The sequence below is a fragment of the Brevundimonas sp. MF30-B genome, from assembly GCF_004683885.1.
Lineage (GTDB): Bacteria > Pseudomonadota > Alphaproteobacteria > Caulobacterales > Caulobacteraceae > Brevundimonas.
In genome coordinates this window covers 1,403,765-1,421,918 of sequence record NZ_CP038440.1, presented here as the reverse complement: position 1 = coordinate 1,421,918, position 18,154 = coordinate 1,403,765, and the positions used below count along the sequence as shown (strand labels likewise).

The following is an 18,154-nucleotide window of genomic DNA, read 5'->3' as shown; positions in this document are numbered from 1 at the left end:
GTGGTTCAGCCCTTCACGCTGCCCGCGAGCATGCCGCGGATGTAGTAGCGTTGGAGGGCGAGGAAGAGGATCAGCACCGGCGCCACGGTCACCACGGCGCCGGCCATCATCAGCTCGATGTCCTGGACGTGCTCGCGCGACAGGGCCGCCAGGGCCACCGGCAGGGTGTAGTTGGATTGATCCGTCAGGATGATCAGGGGCCACAGGAAGTCGTTCCAGCTGCCCAGGAAGACGAATAGGCCCAGCGTCACGACGATGGGCTGCAGCGTCGGCAGCACCACCCGCCGGAAGATCTGTCCCTCCGAGGCGCCGTCGATCCGCGCGGCTTCCAGCATCTCGTCGGGAATGGACAGGGAATACTGGCGCACCAGGAACAGGCCGAAGATGGAGGCCAGCCACGGCACGAGGGCGCCGGCGTAGGTGTTCACCAGCCCGACCGACTTCAGCATCAGGAACAGCGGCAGGGTGCCGATCTGGGCCGGGATCACCAGGGCGCCGATCAGCACCTGGAACAGGCGGTCGCGGCCCTTGAATTTCAGCTTGGCGAACGCGTAGCCGGCCGGAACGGTGAACCCGAGGGCCAGCACGGTCGCCAGGGTCGCCAGCACGAAGCTGTTCCAGACGTAGCGCCCCATGCCCTGGTTCACGAACAGGTCGCGGTAGTGCTCGAGCGTGAAGTTGGACGGGACCAGCGGCGGCGGGAAGGTCGCGGCCTCGCCCGTCGACATGAAGCTGACCGACGCCATCCAGGCCAGCGGGAACAGCACGATCAGAGCGATCAGGGCGACCGCCAGGTTCAGGGCCAGGGCCTTGGGCTTGATCCTCATGTCTGGTCATTCCCAAGCCGGCGCGACGCCCACAGCTGCAGCAGGGTCACGGCGAAGATGCACAGGAACAGGATGAAGGCGACGGCCGAGGCGGAGCCCAAATTCCACCATTTGAAGCCCTCTTCGTACATGAAGTAGAGGACCGTCACGGTCGACTGGGCCGGCCCGCCCTGCGTCATCACATAGGGCTCGGCGAACAGCTGGAAGAAGCCGGCGACCGAGATGATCGAGACCAGCAACAACGTCGGCGCGATGGCCGGCAGGGTCACATGGCGGAACTGCTTCATCGGCCCGGCGCCGTCGATGCGGGCGGCCTCGTACAGCTCGTCCGGCACGGTCTGCAGCACGGCTAGGAAAATCAGCATGTTGTAGCCGAACGTCTTCCACACCACGAACATGAGGATGGCGGGGATGGAGCTTTCAGGCTGGCCCAGCCAGTCGATCGCGGGCAAGCCGACGGACTCCAGAGCCCAGTTGATGACGCCGTAGCGGGTGTGCAGCAGGTAGCGCCACACCACCGCCGTGGCCACGAGGGTGGTGACGAACGGGGCGAAGAACATCACCCGCCATATCGGCCGCCACTTCACTACCCGCGCGTTCAGGATGACCGCCGCCAGCAGCGACACGCCGATCGACAGCGGCACGCCAAGCACAGCGAACAGGGTCGTGTTCCGCATCGCGCCCCAGAACAGCGGGTTGGTCAGCAGGGCGCCGTAGTTGTCCAGGCCGACGAAGCGCAGGTTGTCCAGATCCGCCAGGGCGTAGATGTCGAAGTCGGTCAGGCTGAGCAGCAGGGCCGAAACGACCGGTATGGCGAAGAACAGCCCGACCGCGATCAGAGCCGGGGCGACAAAGCCCCAGGCCGCGCGCTCTCTGGCCCGCGCATTGGCGGCGCGACGAACCGGCGCCGGCTTTTCGGCCCGCACAGGATCGGGCGGCGCCTGGACGGTCATTGTCATTGCGCCCTCCCCCGCTCCAGCATCCAGCGGCGCTTCTCCAGCAGCCGGTCGGCGCGACGATCAATCTCTGCGGCGGCGGCGCGGGGCGTATACTGGCCGCGCACCATGCGTTCGGCGACGATCTGCATTTCGGTGACGATCCGCTCCCACTCCGGCGCCTTGGGCACAGCCTTGGCGCGCGCCAGCTGGGCGCGGAAGGGCTGGATCATCGGATCGTTGGTCACGGCAGGCGCGGCCCAGGCGCTTTCGCGCGCCGGCAGGCTGCCGGTCATTTCGTTGAACCGCACCTGGATGTCGGGGCGAAGCAGATAGCGGATCAGGCTCCAGGCCGCCTCCTGGTGGGGCGAAGAGCGAAACACCGCCAGCGACGACCCGCCCGGCGCCGAGGCGCCCGGCCCGGTCGGTCCCGGCACGCCGGCCGTGGCCCACTGCGTTTCGGCCGGCAGGCGCTGGCGGAAGTCGCCGATCGTCCACGGGCCGGAGAAGTAGAAGCTGAAGAAGCCGCGCGCGAATTCGGTCCAGACGTTGGCGATCTGCGTGGAGGACGCCAGCGGCGCCAGCCTCTCGTCGAACAGGCTCTTGTAGAACTCCAGCGCCGCCAGGAAGGACGCGCTGGAGAAGTTGCCGCGCGTCGCCTCATCCCTCAACAGGGGCTCGTCGCCCTGCAGGCCGAAGGTCAGCAACTGCTCGAACTCGTTCAGCGGCAGCAGGATGGCGTAGCTGGCGCCGCCCGCCACGCGCTTGACCCCATGCATGGCGCGCTTCCATTCGGCCCAGTCGCCCGGGACGGCGTCATAGCCTGCCCGCTGCAGCAGGTCGGTGCGATGGAAAATCAGACGCGTGTCGACATACCAGGGCGTCGCCATGGCCCGGCCGCCGATCTCGTTGGTCTCCAGCACGGCCGGGAACTGGTCGGTCAGAAGATCCGAGGCGAAGGCCGGCGTCGCCGACAGGGCGCCGATGGCGGTCAGCTCCGACACCCAGGTGTTGCCGATCTGGGCCACGTCTGGCAGCGAGTCACCCGCATAGGCCGTCAGCAGCTTCTCGTGCGCCGCCGTCCACGGCAGGGGCTGGACCTCGACGCGGACGCCGGGGTTCAGCCGCTCGAACTCGGGGATCAGGGCCGGGACGTTCGCCCCCTCGTTGCCCATGGCCCAAAAGCGCAGCCGGGTTTCCCCGGCCGCGCCGCGCGAACAGGCGGCCGTGGACGCAAGCGCGCCCCCGGCCATCAGGGCGAGAGCCGCCCGCCTGTTCGGGCCTGCAATCACGCCTGGTCCAGCCAGCCGCCGGTGAAGCCGGCCACCTTGAGACCGCGCACGATATTCGGCTCGGCGTGCATGCGGTTCCAGATGATGTTGGAACGCAGGTTCTCGGTCATGATGACGATCGGCCCCTGATCGATGCCGATGTAGTCGCCGTTGAACCAGCCCACGCCCGGCACGATCTTGCCGTGCAACAGCCGGTTCTCAGTTTCCTTGAGCGTCAGGTTGAAGCTGTCGAGGAAGCCGTACTGGCCGTAAAGGTGCTCGCCGTACTGGGCCTTGATCGCCTTGATGCAGTTGGTGACGATCTCGGGCTCGAAGCAGATGGAGCCGGCCGCCGCCGTCGGCGCGATGGTGCCGTCCTCGCGTTCGCCCGGACCGCGGGCCGAGTAGCTGAAGAACTCGCGCTCGCGGCCGTTGATGACCTGTTTGAAGTCACCCGGGCCGTCGCAGGCCGTGAAGCCCCAGATGTCGCCGGAATAGCCGTCCCAGCCCTTGGGATTGTCGACGCCGTACTTCTGCTGCGCCAGGACCGCGCGCTTGGAGTTCTCGAAATAGTCGAAGCCCGGAATGCCGGACTGGTCGCGCATCCATTCGTCCTGAATGCCGCGGAAGTCGATGAACATGTGGCTGTACTGATGGCCGAACATCGGGCCGAAGTGCAGGTGCTTGGGGCCCCAGCGGTCGGTGAAGCTCTGGTCGTAAACGCTGCACCATTCGTCCCAGACGCCCTTGGAAACCGGGTGCGTCGGGCTGCCCATAGCCATGATCAGGACGATCATGCCCTCGTTGTAGACGTTCCAGTCGGCCTCGATGATGCCGCTCTCGGGGTGCCAGCCCATCGAGATGCGGTTCGGCCGGGCCTCCAGCCACGGCCATTCGATCCGCTCGTAGATGACCTGGGTCAGGCGACGGATTTCGGCCTCGTCGGCATGATCCTGATCGAACCAGCGCGCGGCGAACATCATGCCGCCCATCAACAGAGCCGTATCGACGCTGGACAGCTCGGTCTGGCCGTAGCGATGGCCGGTGTTCATGTCGATGAAGTGATAGAAGAAGCCCTTGTAGCCGCCGGTCCCGGTCGGCTCGGGGCCCTGTTTCAGGTCGTGCAGGAAGCGGATGGTCGTCAGGGTGCGCTCGCGGGCCTGTTCGCGCGTGATCCAGCCGCGCTCGACCCCGATCGGCCAGCAGGCCAGGGCGTCGCCGATGGCGGCGATGGAGGCGAAGCTGGGCGTAGGCCAGCGATCCGGCGTCATGCCGTTGGCGGCGTTCGTCGTATCCCAGAACCAGCGGAAGCTGCGCTCCTGGAGTTCTTCGATCACGGGGTCCAGGGTGACCAAGCCCGCACCACTCGAGCCGGCGACGGCGGCAGGCTGCGAACAGGCGCCCAGTCCGAGGCCGCTCGCCAGAGCCGCTGTTCCCACGGCTGATCCGAGAAGAAACCGACGACGATCCATGAAGCTGCCTCCTTAAGGCGTAAGAAAAACAAGACAAAAAAGAGGGCCGCCCTTCGACACGCGAAGGGCGGCCCCAAGGCTCAGGAGCCTTTAGAACGCGTAGCGCGCCCCGATCTGGAACTGTCGAGTCGGGAACAGCACGGCCCGCGGCGTGCCGAAGAACGGATTGGGTTCCGCCGCCGAGCCGGTGCCGCCTTCGTAGTTGGTGAAGTTGTTGAAGTTGAAGATGTTGATTGCATCCAGATACAGCTGGAGTTCACCACCCGGGGCGGCGATGTTCTTGGTTAGCCGCAGATCGACATTCCGGTAGGCGAAGGCGTCCGGGATGAAGAAGGATCGACGGTCGGGACGACCGGCGTACGGGCGGTAGTAGAACTGCGATCCCGTTCCGTCGAACACGTCATAAGGCGTGCCGGACCCAAGGGTGACAATGCCCGACAACTGGAAGTCGTAAGGCAGATCGACAATGCCGTTCGCGACAATCCGGTGGCGCTCGTCGTTGCCCGACGGGCGAACGGGCGAGTTTTCCACATCGAAGCAGTCGAAGCAGAAGTTGTCGTTGCCGCCGTTCTGCTCAGACTTCGACAGGGTGTAGGCAACGTTCAAGCCCCAGCCGGACTCACGCGTATAGGCCTTGTCCAGCTTGACGTAGAGGGCGGCGAACTCGCGCTGCTTGTTGTGGTCCGAGACCCAGTACTCGCGGAAAGGGTTGGAGCCGTCCGGGCCGCAGGTGCCTCCGTTATCGCCGAAACCACCACCATCGTTGCCGAAGGCCGGTTCGCGGCAGCGCGTGAGATACAGCCAAGTGAACTCGTTCTTGGTCTTTCCATACGCGAGGGTGAATTCGGTTTGCCATTCCCCGAACCGCTGACGAACCCCAAGATTGACCTGGTCGGTGCTTGGGGGCTCGAAGTCGTTCCTGAGCAGGAAAGCTTGCCCCTTGGCTTCGATCCCGGCGAGCAGCGGGTCCAGGCCAGCCGGCGTCGCATAAGACGGGTCCCACAGGAAGGGATCGTCAGGCGTACCGTCCGCGACGCCGGGCGCGCCCCCTGTCGTGGAGAAGAAAGCGTTCTTCCTCGTGTCGAACGGTTTCGCGAGTTCGTCGAACGAGAAGTTGAAGTTGACGCGATCATAATACCGTCCCGCGCCGCCGAAAATCACGGTCGACCGATCCCCAGACAAGTCATACGAGAAGCCGATGCGAGGCTGGAACGCGTTCTTGAACGGTGAGCGATTGTCACCCGTCGATATGTAGTCGTCCCGGTTGAACCAGCTGGGCGCGTAACCTGCGGGTTTGCCCCCAGCAGTGGATGCAATCCATTGATCCAGCCCGCCGATTACGGACTGGGGCGTGACGTAGTCGTCGTTGTTCGCGTTCGACTCGTAGTCCCAGCGAATCCCGAGGTTCAGTTCAAGCCGGTCTGTGATCTGCCAGTCGTCCTGGATGTAAAGCCCGTAGACCTTGTTGTTCAGGTTGACCGTCGGGAACGCCGTGCCGAGTTCAACACGATAGGGGATGTCGGCGTCACCGCTCGCGTTTCCATCCAGATCGTAGAAGAACTGCGGATTGCGGCCGAACTCTTTGATTACCTCATAGTCTTGCGATGAGAACTTCACGCCCATTTTGATGGTGTGAACGCCGTTGAACTCGATGTCCGTCAGCGTCAGGTCGTTTCGGAAGGTCAGAGCCTCATCGGTAATGTCCTGACGAGTGTCAGCCCCGCCGATGTTGATGATCGCCAACCCGCCGAAGGGCTGAAACTCATTGTCGAACACCCGATAGCTGGCGCCGGCGGCATCGAAGTTCTGCGCGGTCGGGTTGTAGTTGTAGTTACGATAGTCGACGGCGAACTCGTTCAGGAAGCCCTGACCCTGCCACTGATAGCGGAAGTTGGCGCTCTTAGTTGTTTGCTCGAGACCCGTGGCGCGGTCGAACGAGTTGGCGCCGCCCACCCCGGTGGTGTCGGCCTCGTCGCGATAGGTCACGCTCAGGTCAAAGAGGTGGCCCTCACGCGGCTGGAAGCTGAGCTTTCCGAAAAAGAGATCTTCCTCGAACGGCGTGGCGAAAGTGCCCACATAGTCGCCGAACTGCGCCAGATAGGCTGGCGTCTGGCGGCCTAGGGTAACGGATGCGGCCCGGTTTTCCTGCTTGTGCTCGTAGTTTGCGAAGAAGTGCAGCACATCACGAATGATCGGCCCGCCCAGCGCGGCTCCGTACTGCAGGACTTCCAACGACGGCTGCTCGTCATTGTTTCGGCGCCCAAACTCATCCTGCGTGATGAAGCTCTCGTCACGGTAAGTGCCGAAGACCTCACCACTGAATTCGTTCGTGCCGGAGCGGGTCACCGCCGTAATAATGGCGGAAGAAGCCTGCTCGTATTCGGCCTTGAAGTTCTGGCTGACGACGCGGAATTCCTGGATCGAACCCTGCGGGAACGGATTGCCGCGGCTGTCATCCTGACCAACGATGCCGCCCGAGATGATGTTCGACTTCAGGCTGGCGCCGTCGATGAAGGCGTTGACCGCCTCGGCGCGCTGGCCGCCGGCCGTGATGGTCACCTCTTGCTCGTTTTGCGAGACGCGTACGCCTGGCGCCAGCGCCGCAAAGTTCAGGAAGTTGCGGTTGATCTGCGGCAGCGTCTGAATCTGCTGGGTCGTCACATTTGTCGCGTTTTCCGGGGTGCGAACCTCGGCCAGACGACGGCCGGTGACGACGACGTCCGCGACCTCTGCCACGCCTCCCGGCGTCGGCGCTGCCGTGGCGGTCACGTCGAGGTCGAGATTGCCGACCTGTCCCACGCCGATGCTGACCGTGTCGGTCGCCGTTTGACCGTCGCTAGTGGTGACCGTCACCTCATAGGTGCCGGGCCGTAGACCCGACAGGGTGTAGCCGCCCTGGCTGTTGACGGTGGCGCGGTTGGTGAAGCCGCTGGCCGTGTTGCGCGCAACAACAGTCGAGCCGGCCGGGGCCGAAGCAATGCTGCCTCGGATAGTCGAGGTCGCCACCTGCGCGCTTGCCGGGGCCGCGGCAGCCAGGGCGGCGGCGACGGCGAGGGCCGAGGCGGCGCTCAGGGCCAGTTTTCTATGGTTGAACATAATGATCTCCCCCTTCAGGAATCGATCGTCGCAAAACCGGGCGTGAGCCCGGCTGCGGCTGGATGGTTGGCGGTCTTGTGGTGAGGGCGGGTGGACTGGCGCTCGACAAGCACCGGCCTCACCACTTCCTGGGCGGCGTCCGCGTCGGCACGATTTCGGATCAGGTCGATCAGACGCTCGAGCGCGCGGCGGCCGATTCCAGCGATGTCGATCTTCATCGTGGTCAGCGACGGCCGCATCAGAGCGGCGATCGGCACATCATCGAAGCCGACGACGGCGACGTCTTCCGGGCAGCGAAGTCCGGTTTCCTGCAAGGCCAGCAGGGCTCCGACGGCCATCATGTCGTTGGCGGCGAAGACGGCGTCCGGGCGCGGCGCTCGACTGATCAGCTCCAGACAGGCGGTGTGGCCCGCCGACTGACTGAAGTCCCCGTCGGCGATCTGCGGCTCGAGACCGGCCTGCGCCATGGCGGCCAGATATCCTGATCGTCGGGCGGCGGCTTCGCTGTTGTCTTGAGGACCGGCGATGAAGGCTATGCGTCGTCGGCCGCCTGCAGCGAGATGACGCACGGCCTCCACAGCGCCAGCGTGGTTGTCGACCACGATCGAGGGCCGCGACCCGCCTTCCCCGCCATTCATCACCAGAACGGGCACGGCGCTCGCGAGGCTTTCAGCCAGCCCGGCATCGTCGACATGCGGCGACAGCACCGCCAGGCCGTCGACGCGGCCGCGCATTGAGCGAATAACCGCTGCGGCTTCGTCGGCGTCGCCGTGGGTGCTGGAAACGATGAGGTGGTAGCCGCCGGCGCGGGCCGCCAGATCCATGCCGCGGATCAGCTCCGAAAAGAACTCGCCGAAGAGATCCGGCAGAATCACGCCGATCACCTGGGTCCGGCTGGTCGAAAGGCTTCGCGCCCCAGAGTGCGGCACATAGGCCAGCTCGGCCACGGCGGCCTCGACCTTCTGGCGCGTGTAATCGGTTACAGGACCGGTCCCGCTGAGAACGCGCGAGACCGACGCCACCGACACCTCAGCTCGGCGCGCGACATCGCGGATAGTCGCGGCCTTCATGACGAAAGCCTGGCTGGAATGGGTTTGCCTCCTGGCGGCATGTATCGCTCCCGTCTCCCCGCAGCCCCGGCCCCCTTTGCGAGGGTCCGTCCGTCGGTTCGTGTAACCGATTACATGACACAGCCGTAACATGCCGCGCAAGGGCCGCATTCACGCCTCACTGAGTTGACTGCGCTATGCCGCAGCCCCGCTGGTCAATTTCATCCGCGCGTCGCGCAAGTCGCGCTTCGTGTTAGAGAGCGCGCTCAATGTCGTGGTCGCGCAACCATCGCCGCGCTGACGCATTGCAGGCTACTACGCGCAAGGGGGGCGGCTTGAAGGAACTGGCGAAGAGCAGCGAGGTCGCGCAACAACTCGCGGCCGCCTTCGACGCGTCGGCGAACCCGTATATGGTGCTGGATCGCGAATTGCGTTTCGCGGGCGTCAACCAGGCCTATCTCGACGCTGTCCAGCGGCAGCGCGACGACCTGCTCGGCAAGGTGATCTTCGACGAATTCGACGGCGGGGAAGAAGGGCGGGCGAGCGCCCAGCGCCTGCGCGACTCCTTTGAACGTGTTCTGGCGACGGGCGAGCGCGATATTCTGCCTGTGATCCATTACGCCATCCCTGTGACCGGACCGGACGGCCGACGCGTGCTCGAGGATCGGTTCTGGAGCGCTGTCCATACGCCCATGAAGGACGCCGAAGGGCGGGTAGCCTATATTCTACAGCACACGTCGGACATCACCGAAATGGAGCGCCTGCGTCGGCAGCTGGCCGACAAGGAAAGCGACGCGCCCACTCTGGATCGACTGCTCTCGGGCGCCGTACTGAACCGGGCTGAGAAGGCTGAGAACGCCAAGGCCAAGCTTGAGCGGGAACACGGGCGGTTGATGGATCTGTTCCGTCGCTCTCCGCAGGCTGTCGCCGTGCTTCTGGGCGAGGATCATCGGTTTCAGTTCACCAACGGCGCCTACGACCGCATCGTAGGCCGCACGCCTGCGCACGATCAGCCCATTCGTGAGTTCATGCCCGAGATAGAGGGCCAGGGCTTCATCGATCTTCTGGACAGCGTCTATGCGACGGGTGAGGCCGTGGAAGCTCATGCGCAGCCCGCCGCCTTGAACCGGACCCCCAACGCGGCCGCGGAAACCCGCTATATCGACCTCTACTATCAACCCATCCGCGGCGACGGGGACGCCACGATAGGCGTCTTCGTTCAGGGCAACGACGTCACCGAAAAGGTTCTGGCCGATCGCCGACAGCGGTTGATGATCGACGAGTTGAATCATCGGGTTAAGAACACTCTGGCGACCGTCCAGTCGATCGCCATGCAGACTGCGCGTTCCAACAGCGACCCAAGAAGCTTCGCCGAGACCTTTCAGGCGAGGTTGCTGGCCCTGTCGCACACCCACGACCTGCTGACGCGCTCCCATTGGGAAGGCGCGGACCTGCGATCGATCCTGGAGCATGAGACCGCCGCCCATGGCGCACAGCGGATCGTGCTGAACGGCCCGCCCCTGTCACTGGCGCCGTCTCGAGCCCTTTCGCTGGGCATGATATTCCATGAGCTGGCCACGAACGCCGCCAAATACGGCGCGCTGTCCGCGCCGGAGGGCCGCGTCTTCGTCGACTGGTCCGTCGCAGATCAACGCGCGCCTCGCCTGAGCTTGAGCTGGCAGGAAAGGGGCGGGCCGCCGGTCGTGGCACCCGAACGACGCGGTTTCGGCTCCCGTCTGATCGAGCGCAATGTTCGACACGACCTGGGCGGCGAGCTTCAAACACGATATTCCAATGACGGCCTCGAGGTGGATATCTCGCTGCCGCTCGACGGGGGCGATCTTCAATGACCCACTTGCTCAAGGACCGCCGGATCCTCGTCATAGAAGATGAATCCCTGGTCGCCATGCTGCTCGAGACGGTTCTGGAAGACTTGGGCTGCCTCCCTGTCGGTCCTGCTTCGAGCGTAGACGAGGGTCTGCGCTTGATAAGCGACGAGGCCGTGTTGGATGGGGCTCTGCTGGACGTAAACGTGGCGGGCCGTCAGGTTTTTCCAGCCGCAGATGCGTTGAAGGCGCGGGGCGTGCCGTTCGTATTCTCCACGGGATATGGGGAAGGCGGCTTGCCGGACGAATGGCGTGGCCATCCTACGATCCAGAAACCCTTCACCGAAGCGACGGTCCGCAGCGCCTTGATGAGCGCCCTGGGTGTCGCCGAGGCCTGAGATCAGCGCCCAAGGTCGCGTGTGACCGCCCGAGCCGCATTTCGCCCAGGCGCGCCGGTGACGCCGCCGCCGGGGTGTGCGCCCGAGCCGCACAGGTAGAGGCCCGGAACGGGCATCCGATAGTCCGCATGGCCCGCCACCGGCCGGGCGCTGAACAGTTGGTCCAGCGTCAGCCGGCCGTGGAAGATGTCGCCGCCGACCAGACCGAACCGCCGCTCCAGATCGCGCGGCCCCAGCGCCAGCCGCCCCAGCACCGACGCCTTGAAGCCCGGCGCATGGCGATCCACCGTCTCGATCATCAGATCCGCCACCGTCTCGCGATCCGCGTCGGCCAAGTCGGGCGAGACGTGCTGGCAGAACAGGCTCGCGACATGGGCGCCCGTCGGGGCCAGTGTGTCGTCCAGCGTCGACGGGATCAGCATCTCGACGATCGGCTTTGACGACCATCCGTTCAGCCGCGCTTCGGCGTGCGCCCGGTCCATGTAGGTCAGGCTGGGCGCGATGATGACGCCGGCCGTCAGATGGTCTCCCGGCTCTGGCAGGGCCGTGAAACGCGGCAGCTCCGAAAGGGCAAGATTCATGCGGAACGTGCCCGAGCCCGAGCGATAGCCGGCGATCCTGGCCCGGAAATCCGCAGGCACGATCGCGGGATCAACCTTGTCGAAAAGCAGCCGCGGATGAAGGTTGGAGACCACGGCGCGAGCGCGCACCACCTCGCCGTCCTCCGTCACCGCGCCGACCGCCCTGTCCTTTTCGGTCAGCACCTCGGCGACCGGACTGTCCAGGCGGATATCGACTCCGGCCTCGACGCAGGCGGCCGCCATGGCCTGGGTGATGGCGCCCATCCCGCCGATGGCGTGGCCCCAGGCGCCGCGCTTGCCGTTCACCTCGCCGAACACGTGGTGCAGCAGCACATAGGCCGAGCCGGGCGTGTAGGGGCTGGCGTAGTTGCCCACCACGCTGTCGAACCCAAACAAGGCCTTGATCGGATCGCTCTCGAACCAGCCGTCCAGCCAATCGCCCGCCGACTTGGCGAACAGATCGATCAGGTCGCGCCGTCCGGTTAGGTCAAGTCCTGCGACGCGTCGCCCTAGCGCCAGGGCCTTCAGCATCTCCGGTAGCGCCGCCCAGCCGCCCTCGACCAGATTCGGCGGCGGCTTCAGCACCCAGTCGCGCAGGACAGCGGCTATGGCCTCCAGCCGCGCCTCATAGGCCGGCAGCCGCTCGGCGTCGCGCGTCGAGAACCGAGCCACTTCCGACTGGGTCCGCCCCTCCCCCGCCAGTAGATATCGCCCGTCCTCCAGGGGCAGGAAGTTCGACAGCCGTCGCTCCACGATGCGCAGCCCGTGCCGCGCCAGATCCATGTCGGCGATGATGCGTGGATTCAGCAGGCTGACGGTGTAGCTGGCGGTCGAGTTGCGAAAACCGGGATAAAACTCTTCCGTCACCGCCGCGCCGCCGACGACGCCTCGACGCTCCAGCACCGTCACCTTCAGCCCGGCGCGCGCCATGTACCAGGCGCAGACCAGCCCGTTGTGCCCGCCGCCTAGAACGACGACGTCCGTCTCGTGCTTCGCCATGCCGCCTCCTGATCAGCGGCATAGCAGGCGACGGCGTCAGCCGCGACGCCCCGCCGCAAACCAGCCCGCCTCCGTGCGATGCACCGATCCGGCCACCGACAGGACCGCCAGCATTTCACGCACCCGGGCCTTGCGGGTGCGCCCCTCGAACCGCTCGGCCAAGGCTTCCGCCCCGACCGGCGCACCCGTCCGCCTGAGCTCCACCAGCAGGGCTGACGCCAGGCCCTCGGGCGTATCCGGCAGGACGGGCCGCGCATCAGGCGCCACCAGGCCCGCCTCGATCTGCACCGGCCGGCCGTCGACCTTGACCCGCGCGGCCTGATAGCCGGGCCTCAGGAAGCGGATCACGCCGCGGCTTTCTTCTTGGGCGCGCTCGCGGTTCAGCCGGGCCAGCGCCGTCACCGCCGACTCGCCGTCTATGTCGGTCGGCCAGCCGTAGGCCAGGGCCGTCTGCTCGTCGATGCGGCGGTGCAGATGGTCCAGCAGCCGCACCAGGCCGCGATCCACCACGGACCGCTCAGCGTCCGTCAGCACCTCGCCCGAGGCCAGCCGTTCCCGCGCATTGTAAAGGCCCGTCATCGTCAGATCGGGTTGATCGGCCAGCACCCGCACCCTCAGCGCGTCCAGCTCTTTGGCCAGGGCCCCGATCTCCAGCCCCGCCGCGCCGTTCAGATCGGGAAAGGGGAACGCGTCAAAGCAGGCGCTTTTCACATAGACGGCGTCCTTCTCGTAGACGCCGATCCGGCCCGAATTCGCGACAAACCAGGCATTGTGCAGCCGCGACGACAGCACCCCCAGCAAGCGGGCGTCATCGCTCGCCACCACCACCAGCTTGTTGTCCGGCAGGATGTCGCCGTCCAGGAACCGGAACCACCGATGCTTGGCGGTTTCCACGGTGGCGATGTAGCGCTTCAGGCCATTCAACGCAGGGCGCATTTCGCGCCGAGGCTCACCGAACAGCCACCAGTACTCTCGATAGGACGCCCGGTTATTCCGATCTCGTTCCGGCTTCACCGTCTCCAGCAAGTGTTGATACAGCCCTGGGTGCCGTCGTCGCACATCGCTCTCTTCCCAGCCGAACAGGTCGATGACGCTCAGCTCCCTTGATCTGCCGGCCAAGTCCTTGCCGTTTCGATAGTTGCGAACTGGCCAGGGCGCATCGCGGTCGGACGCTGCTTGCAACTCATCAGCTCTCGAAGGCGTCAGCATGAAGCCAGCGCCGTGCAGTTTGACGCCCGGAGAACAGAGGCTCGAGTTCGCTTTGAGCTCGACCGCGGCGGCGGCTTCATCACCAATCGTCAGGTCCGCCCCGATCACCCCGCGTCGTTCACGCAGCACGATCGCCGGATCGTCGGTGTTCAAGCCCTCCTCCGACACCACCGTCAGCAGCCGCCCTTCCCCGTCCGGCTCGCCGCGTTCGGCCACCGTCATGGCGATACGCACGGCGGCGCGGTCGCCGCCCTTCAGCCAGGGATGGTCGGGAATGGCGAAGACCAAACGCATCGGCGGTCGGCCATCCAGATGGTGCTCCAGCACTCGACGCGAAAAGGTCTGGGTGATCGAGTTGGTGGTGATGAAGCCGAACCGGCGCAGACTTGATCCTGGACGCGTCAGCATCTCGGCGGCCCGGTCCCACCAGGCGGTGACAAGGTCCGCTGAACGGAAGCGCCCCTGTCGGACGTGCCACAGAGCGTCGACGTAGCCCGGCCCCAGCTCTCGCCTCAGATCCTTGCCGCCGATGAAAGGCGGGTTACCGACGATGAAGTGAACGTCGGGCCAGGGCGCCGGGCGCGGATTGAGATACCGCACGATCTCGACATCCTCGCCCTCGGCCTCGAACAGGCGCGGCGCCTCGTCGGCCTTGCGCGCGGCGCGGCGCCAGGTGCGCGGCCGCCCCCGGCCGTCGCGCTCCATCTCGACCCTGGACCAAGCGAGCAGGGCGTCGCGGTGCTGGATTCTGGCGAAATTTCTCAGGATCGGCTCGGACGGCTTGGCGTCGCCGAACAGCCGGAAATGCCATTGCAGATAGCCGATCCACATCACCATTTCGGCGATCCAGGCGGCGTAGGCGTTCTTTTCGATGCCCCAGAACTGCTCCGGGCTGACGGTGTGGCCGTCCAGCTCCAGCGCCGCCTGCCGCTCGCCCATCTCGGACAGCACGCCCAGCACCTCGCCCTCAAGCGCCTTCATCATGCCCATGGCGACATAGAGAAAGTTGCCGGTGCCGCAGGCCGGATCCAGCACCCGCACGGCACAGAGTTGCCGGTGAAACTCGCGCACCGTGCGCCGCGCCGCCTTGTCGTCGCCGGACAGATACTGGGCGATGGCGCGCGCCTCCAACGCCTCCCAATCCGCCCGAAGCGGTTCCATCACCGTCGGCTCGACCAGCCGCTCGACATAGGCGCGCGGCGTGTAGTGGGCGCCCAACTCTGCCCGCTCGCGCGGATCGAGCGCCTGCTCCAGCAGGGCGCCGAAGATGGCGGGCTCCACCGAGGCCCAGTCACGCCGGGCCGCCGCGATCAGGGCCTCCAGCTCCGCCTCGGTGATCGGCAGGGCCGCCACATGTTTGAACGGCCCGCCGTTGAATCGCCTCAGATCCTGACGAATGGCCGAGCAGTGGCCGCCTTCGTCCATGCGGCGGAAGAAGTCGCCGGCGCCCTTGTGAAACTGGTCGGCCTGCCCGCGATATCCCTCCAGAAACGTCAGGAAGCCGCGCTTCTCGATCAGGCCCACGCTGTCGGCGAACATGGCGAAGATGCACTGCATGACGAACAGGGCCGTCTGATTGGCCCGAGCCGCGCGGGCGACCGGATCGGGCTGGCCGTCTGGCCCCTCGCAACCCCGCGATCCGATGGAGCGCACCAGTCGAGCCAAGCGGCCGGCGATGTCGGTGGTGACCTCGGCGACATGCTGAGCCGGGTCCAGGCTCATCGGGTCGGTCCAGACGCGGCGCAGGCGCTCGCGGACCACCGGATCGGCCAGTTGCTCCAACTCGATCCGATACCGCGCCCGGTCCGGGAACGGGGCATAGGCCTTGCCCTGTCGCGGAAAGTCGGACCACAGCTCGATGGCGCGGCCGACGTCCACGATCACCAGGAACGGCGGCCATTCGTCCAGCGCCTTGGCGTAGCCCTCCGCCTGGCGCTTGGCCGAGCGCATCAAACGCTCCCACGCCTCAGCCGACAGGCGCGCCGGTTTGCGCCCGGCGCTGGCGAACAGCTCCATCTGAAGGCGGGGATCCAGCTCGCCCCCGTCGCGCCGTTTGCGGGACTGTTTGGCCTCCAGCACGAAACAGTTGCGCTTGTAGCAGTCGATGAAGCGCGAATGCCGGCCGCCGTCATCGTGCAGGAACCAGACCGGCCGCTCGAAGCAGTAGTCCAGGTCGCCCGCGATCTCCTGATCCGGCGCGGGCGCGCCGATCAGGTCGCACAACTGTTGGATGAAGGTGTGACAGTGAGCCCTTTCGCCGATGCTGGCGTTCGCCCATCTGCGAATGAAGTCGTGCGCATCCATCGGTCGCCCCCAAGCCAGGCAGCAACCTTAGGGCGCTGTTAAGTCAAAATGCAATCTCTACGGGTGTACGATATTCCCGCCCAGATAGCGCACGCGCAGAAGCGGCTTGCCCAGCCAGTAGGCGAGTTCAGCCGGCCGCTCGACATTCCATACCGCCAGGTCGGCGGCCTTTCCGACCTCCAGCGTGCCGATCTGGTCCGCCGGACCCAGCGCCTTGGCGGCCACCCGCGTCGCGCCGGCCAGCGCCTCTTCCGGCGTCAGGCGGAACTGCACGCAGGCCAGGTTTAGCGCCGCCGTCATGGAGGCGACCGGCGAAGTGCCAGGGTTGCAGTCGCTCGCCACGGCCATCTCGACGCCGTGGCGGCGCATCAGGTCCACGGGCGGGGCCTGGGTTTCGCGCAGCATCAGAAAGGCGCCGGGCAGCAGGACGGCCACAACCCCGGCCTCGCCCATGGCGCGGATGCCGGCCTCGGTCGTGTGCTCGACATGGTCGGCCGACAGGGCGTTGTACCGGGCCGCCAACGCCGCTCCGCCGCCGTCCGACAACTGATCCGCATGCAGCTTGACCGGCAGGCCCAGCGCCCTCGCCTTGTCGAACAGCCGGCCGACCTCCTCGACTGTAAAAGCGATGGGCTCGCAATAGGCGTCGACGGCGTCCACCAGCCCCTCGGCATGGGCGGCCGGCAGTATGTGGTCCACAGCCTTGTCCACATACTGTCCACGGTCCGCCTTCAGCTCGGGCGGCACCGCGTGAAGCCCCAGATAAGAGGTCCGAACCCGCACGCCGCCCTCGCGGCCAACGCGACGCGCCACGCGCAGCATCTTGAGTTCACTCTCGAGATCAAGGCCGTAGCCGGACTTGATCTCGACCGTCGTGACGCCGGTGTCCGTCAGCCCCTTCAGCCGCGCCATGGCCGAGGCGAACAGGGTTTCCTCCGACGCCGCACGGGTGGCCTTGACCGTCGAGACGATGCCGCCGCCTGCGCGTGCGATCTCCTCATAGGTCGCGCCGCCCAGCCGCTGCTCGAACTCGCCCGAGCGATCGCCGCCGAACACCAGGTGTGTATGACAGTCGATCAATCCCGGCGTCACCCAGCGGTTATCGAGGAAGTGGGCCTCGGCGGCGCTATACTCGGGCAGGTCAGCTCGCGCGCCGACCCAGGCGATCCACCCATCTCGGATCAGGATCGCCCCATCTTCGATCGCGCCATAGGGCTCGCCGCCCTGAACCATGGTCGCCAGGCGGCAGTCGGTGACGAGCAAATCTGCGCGGATCATCGCGTCTGGAACCCGGCCAGGATTTCGCAGAACCAGCGCCCGGCGGTCAGCGACCCGAGATCGCCGATCTCCAGCGACGGATCGTATTCGGTCAGATCGACGGCCCGCACCTTCGGATGGGCGCCGACAACCCGCGCGGCGTCGAAGAAGTCGTGCACGGAGACGCCCCCCGGCCGTGCGCCGGGGCTGGCGGGCCACTGGCTGCGGTCGATGACGTCGATGTCGAAATCGACGTAAATGACCTCGACGAGGGCGGACAGGCGCTCAAGCTCCTGAGCGACCACCACAGCCAGCCCCGTCTCGCGACAGTCCCGGGCCGTTCGCACGCTGATGCCGGCCGCCTTCGCCTTGTCATGGGCCCGCCGGGTGTTGGCGAAGGGCGCCAGACCGACCTGGCTGATGCGCGCGCCGGCCAGCCCGTCGTCCAGCAGCGCCTGGATCGGATTGCCGTTGGTCAGGCCCTGGTCGGTGTCGCGCAGGTCGAAATGCGCATCCAGAGTCAGCACTCCGACCCGATCGAGGCCCAACCCATGCACCCCCGGCCGCGTGATCGCATTGTTGCCGCCCGCCAGAACCACCAGCCCACGATGCCCCTGGGCTTTCACCGCATCCCGCACCGGCTCGAAAGCGTCCGAGGGGGACACGGCCTTCAAGGACACGTCGCCGGCGTCATGGACCCGGGTCGCGATCTCTCGGCCCGTTTCCACGTCGTAGGTCGAAAAGCGAGACAGCACGGCGCGCAGCGCCCTTGGCCCTAGGTCGCACCGCCCGGGCGTCAGGGACCGCTCATTCAGCGGCGCCCCGATCAGGGCGACAGGCGCGTCGGCGTGGTCGCCGACCAGATCGGCGACGCTTCGCCACGACAGGGCTTCGGAGTCTTCCATGCTCATGCATCGGGAGCGTAGAGAC

General features: G+C 66.2%; 12 protein-coding genes. 2 read left to right on the top strand and 10 right to left on the bottom strand.

Going from position 1 to position 18,154, the window contains the following annotated elements:
* Nucleotides 1–5 precede the first annotated feature (5 nt).
* The 6 genes from E4M01_RS07105 to E4M01_RS07080 all read right to left on the bottom strand — a co-directional run bounded on the left by E4M01_RS07105 (nt 6) and on the right by E4M01_RS07080 (nt 8,671).
* Nucleotides 6–827 carry a carbohydrate ABC transporter permease gene (locus E4M01_RS07105; protein WP_167765227.1) on the bottom strand — a complete coding sequence of 274 codons (822 nt, stop codon included), beginning with the start codon at nt 825–827 and terminating at the stop codon, nt 6–8.
* Complete coding sequence (locus tag E4M01_RS07100) at nt 824–1,786, bottom strand: carbohydrate ABC transporter permease (protein ID WP_245158137.1); 963 nt, start codon at nt 1,784–1,786, stop codon at nt 824–826. Before E4M01_RS07100 ends, E4M01_RS07105 begins: the two co-directional genes overlap by 4 nt.
* Nucleotides 1,783–3,054 (bottom strand): sugar ABC transporter substrate-binding protein, encoded by a 1,272-nt coding sequence (locus E4M01_RS07095; protein ID WP_209316018.1) that lies wholly within the window; start codon nt 3,052–3,054, stop codon nt 1,783–1,785. The genes E4M01_RS07100 and E4M01_RS07095 overlap by 4 nt, the downstream gene beginning before the upstream one ends.
* The gene (locus E4M01_RS07090) at nt 3,051–4,505 is read right to left on the bottom strand and encodes a glucoamylase family protein (RefSeq protein WP_135061493.1); all 1,455 of its coding nucleotides are present in this window, start codon (nt 4,503–4,505) and stop codon (nt 3,051–3,053) included. Before E4M01_RS07090 ends, E4M01_RS07095 begins: the two co-directional genes overlap by 4 nt.
* A gap of 90 nt (nt 4,506–4,595) precedes the next feature.
* The gene (locus E4M01_RS07085; RefSeq protein ID WP_209316017.1) at nt 4,596–7,601 is read right to left on the bottom strand and encodes a TonB-dependent receptor domain-containing protein; all 3,006 of its coding nucleotides are present in this window, start codon (nt 7,599–7,601) and stop codon (nt 4,596–4,598) included.
* Nucleotides 7,602–7,615: 14 nt separating this feature from the next.
* On the bottom strand, nt 7,616–8,671 hold the full coding sequence (locus E4M01_RS07080) for a LacI family DNA-binding transcriptional regulator (RefSeq protein WP_135061498.1): 1,056 nt from the start codon (nt 8,669–8,671) through the stop codon (nt 7,616–7,618).
* 314 nt (nt 8,672–8,985) lie between these two features.
* On the opposite strand from E4M01_RS07080, the gene E4M01_RS07075 reads away from it, so the two are divergent.
* Nucleotides 8,986–10,500, top strand: a complete 1,515-nt coding sequence (locus E4M01_RS07075) for a sensor histidine kinase (protein WP_245158138.1) — start codon at nt 8,986–8,988, stop codon at nt 10,498–10,500.
* Nucleotides 10,497–10,874, top strand: coding sequence for a response regulator (locus E4M01_RS07070; RefSeq protein ID WP_135061502.1), 378 nt, complete (start codon nt 10,497–10,499; stop codon nt 10,872–10,874). Before E4M01_RS07075 ends, E4M01_RS07070 begins: the two co-directional genes overlap by 4 nt.
* A 2-nt stretch (nt 10,875–10,876) precedes the next feature.
* Here the strand turns inward: E4M01_RS07070 and E4M01_RS07065 are convergent, their stop codons facing one another.
* The 4 genes from E4M01_RS07065 to E4M01_RS07050 are packed head-to-tail and all read right to left on the bottom strand — an operon-like array spanning nt 10,877 to nt 18,129.
* A complete protein-coding gene (locus E4M01_RS07065; RefSeq protein WP_135061504.1) occupies nt 10,877–12,454 on the bottom strand; it encodes an NAD(P)/FAD-dependent oxidoreductase in 1,578 nt (525 codons plus the stop codon).
* Between the two features lie 36 nt (nt 12,455–12,490).
* Complete coding sequence (locus E4M01_RS07060) at nt 12,491–15,967, bottom strand: DNA methyltransferase (RefSeq protein ID WP_135061506.1); 3,477 nt, start codon at nt 15,965–15,967, stop codon at nt 12,491–12,493.
* A gap of 57 nt (nt 15,968–16,024) precedes the next feature.
* Nucleotides 16,025–17,242, bottom strand: a complete 1,218-nt coding sequence (gene hutI, locus E4M01_RS07055; protein ID WP_245158203.1) for an imidazolonepropionase — start codon at nt 17,240–17,242, stop codon at nt 16,025–16,027.
* Entirely contained in the window at nt 17,242–18,129 is an 888-nt protein-coding gene (locus E4M01_RS07050; RefSeq protein ID WP_245158139.1) for an agmatinase family protein, read from the bottom strand. The genes hutI and E4M01_RS07050 overlap by 1 nt, the downstream gene beginning before the upstream one ends.
* Nucleotides 18,130–18,154 lie beyond the last annotated feature (25 nt).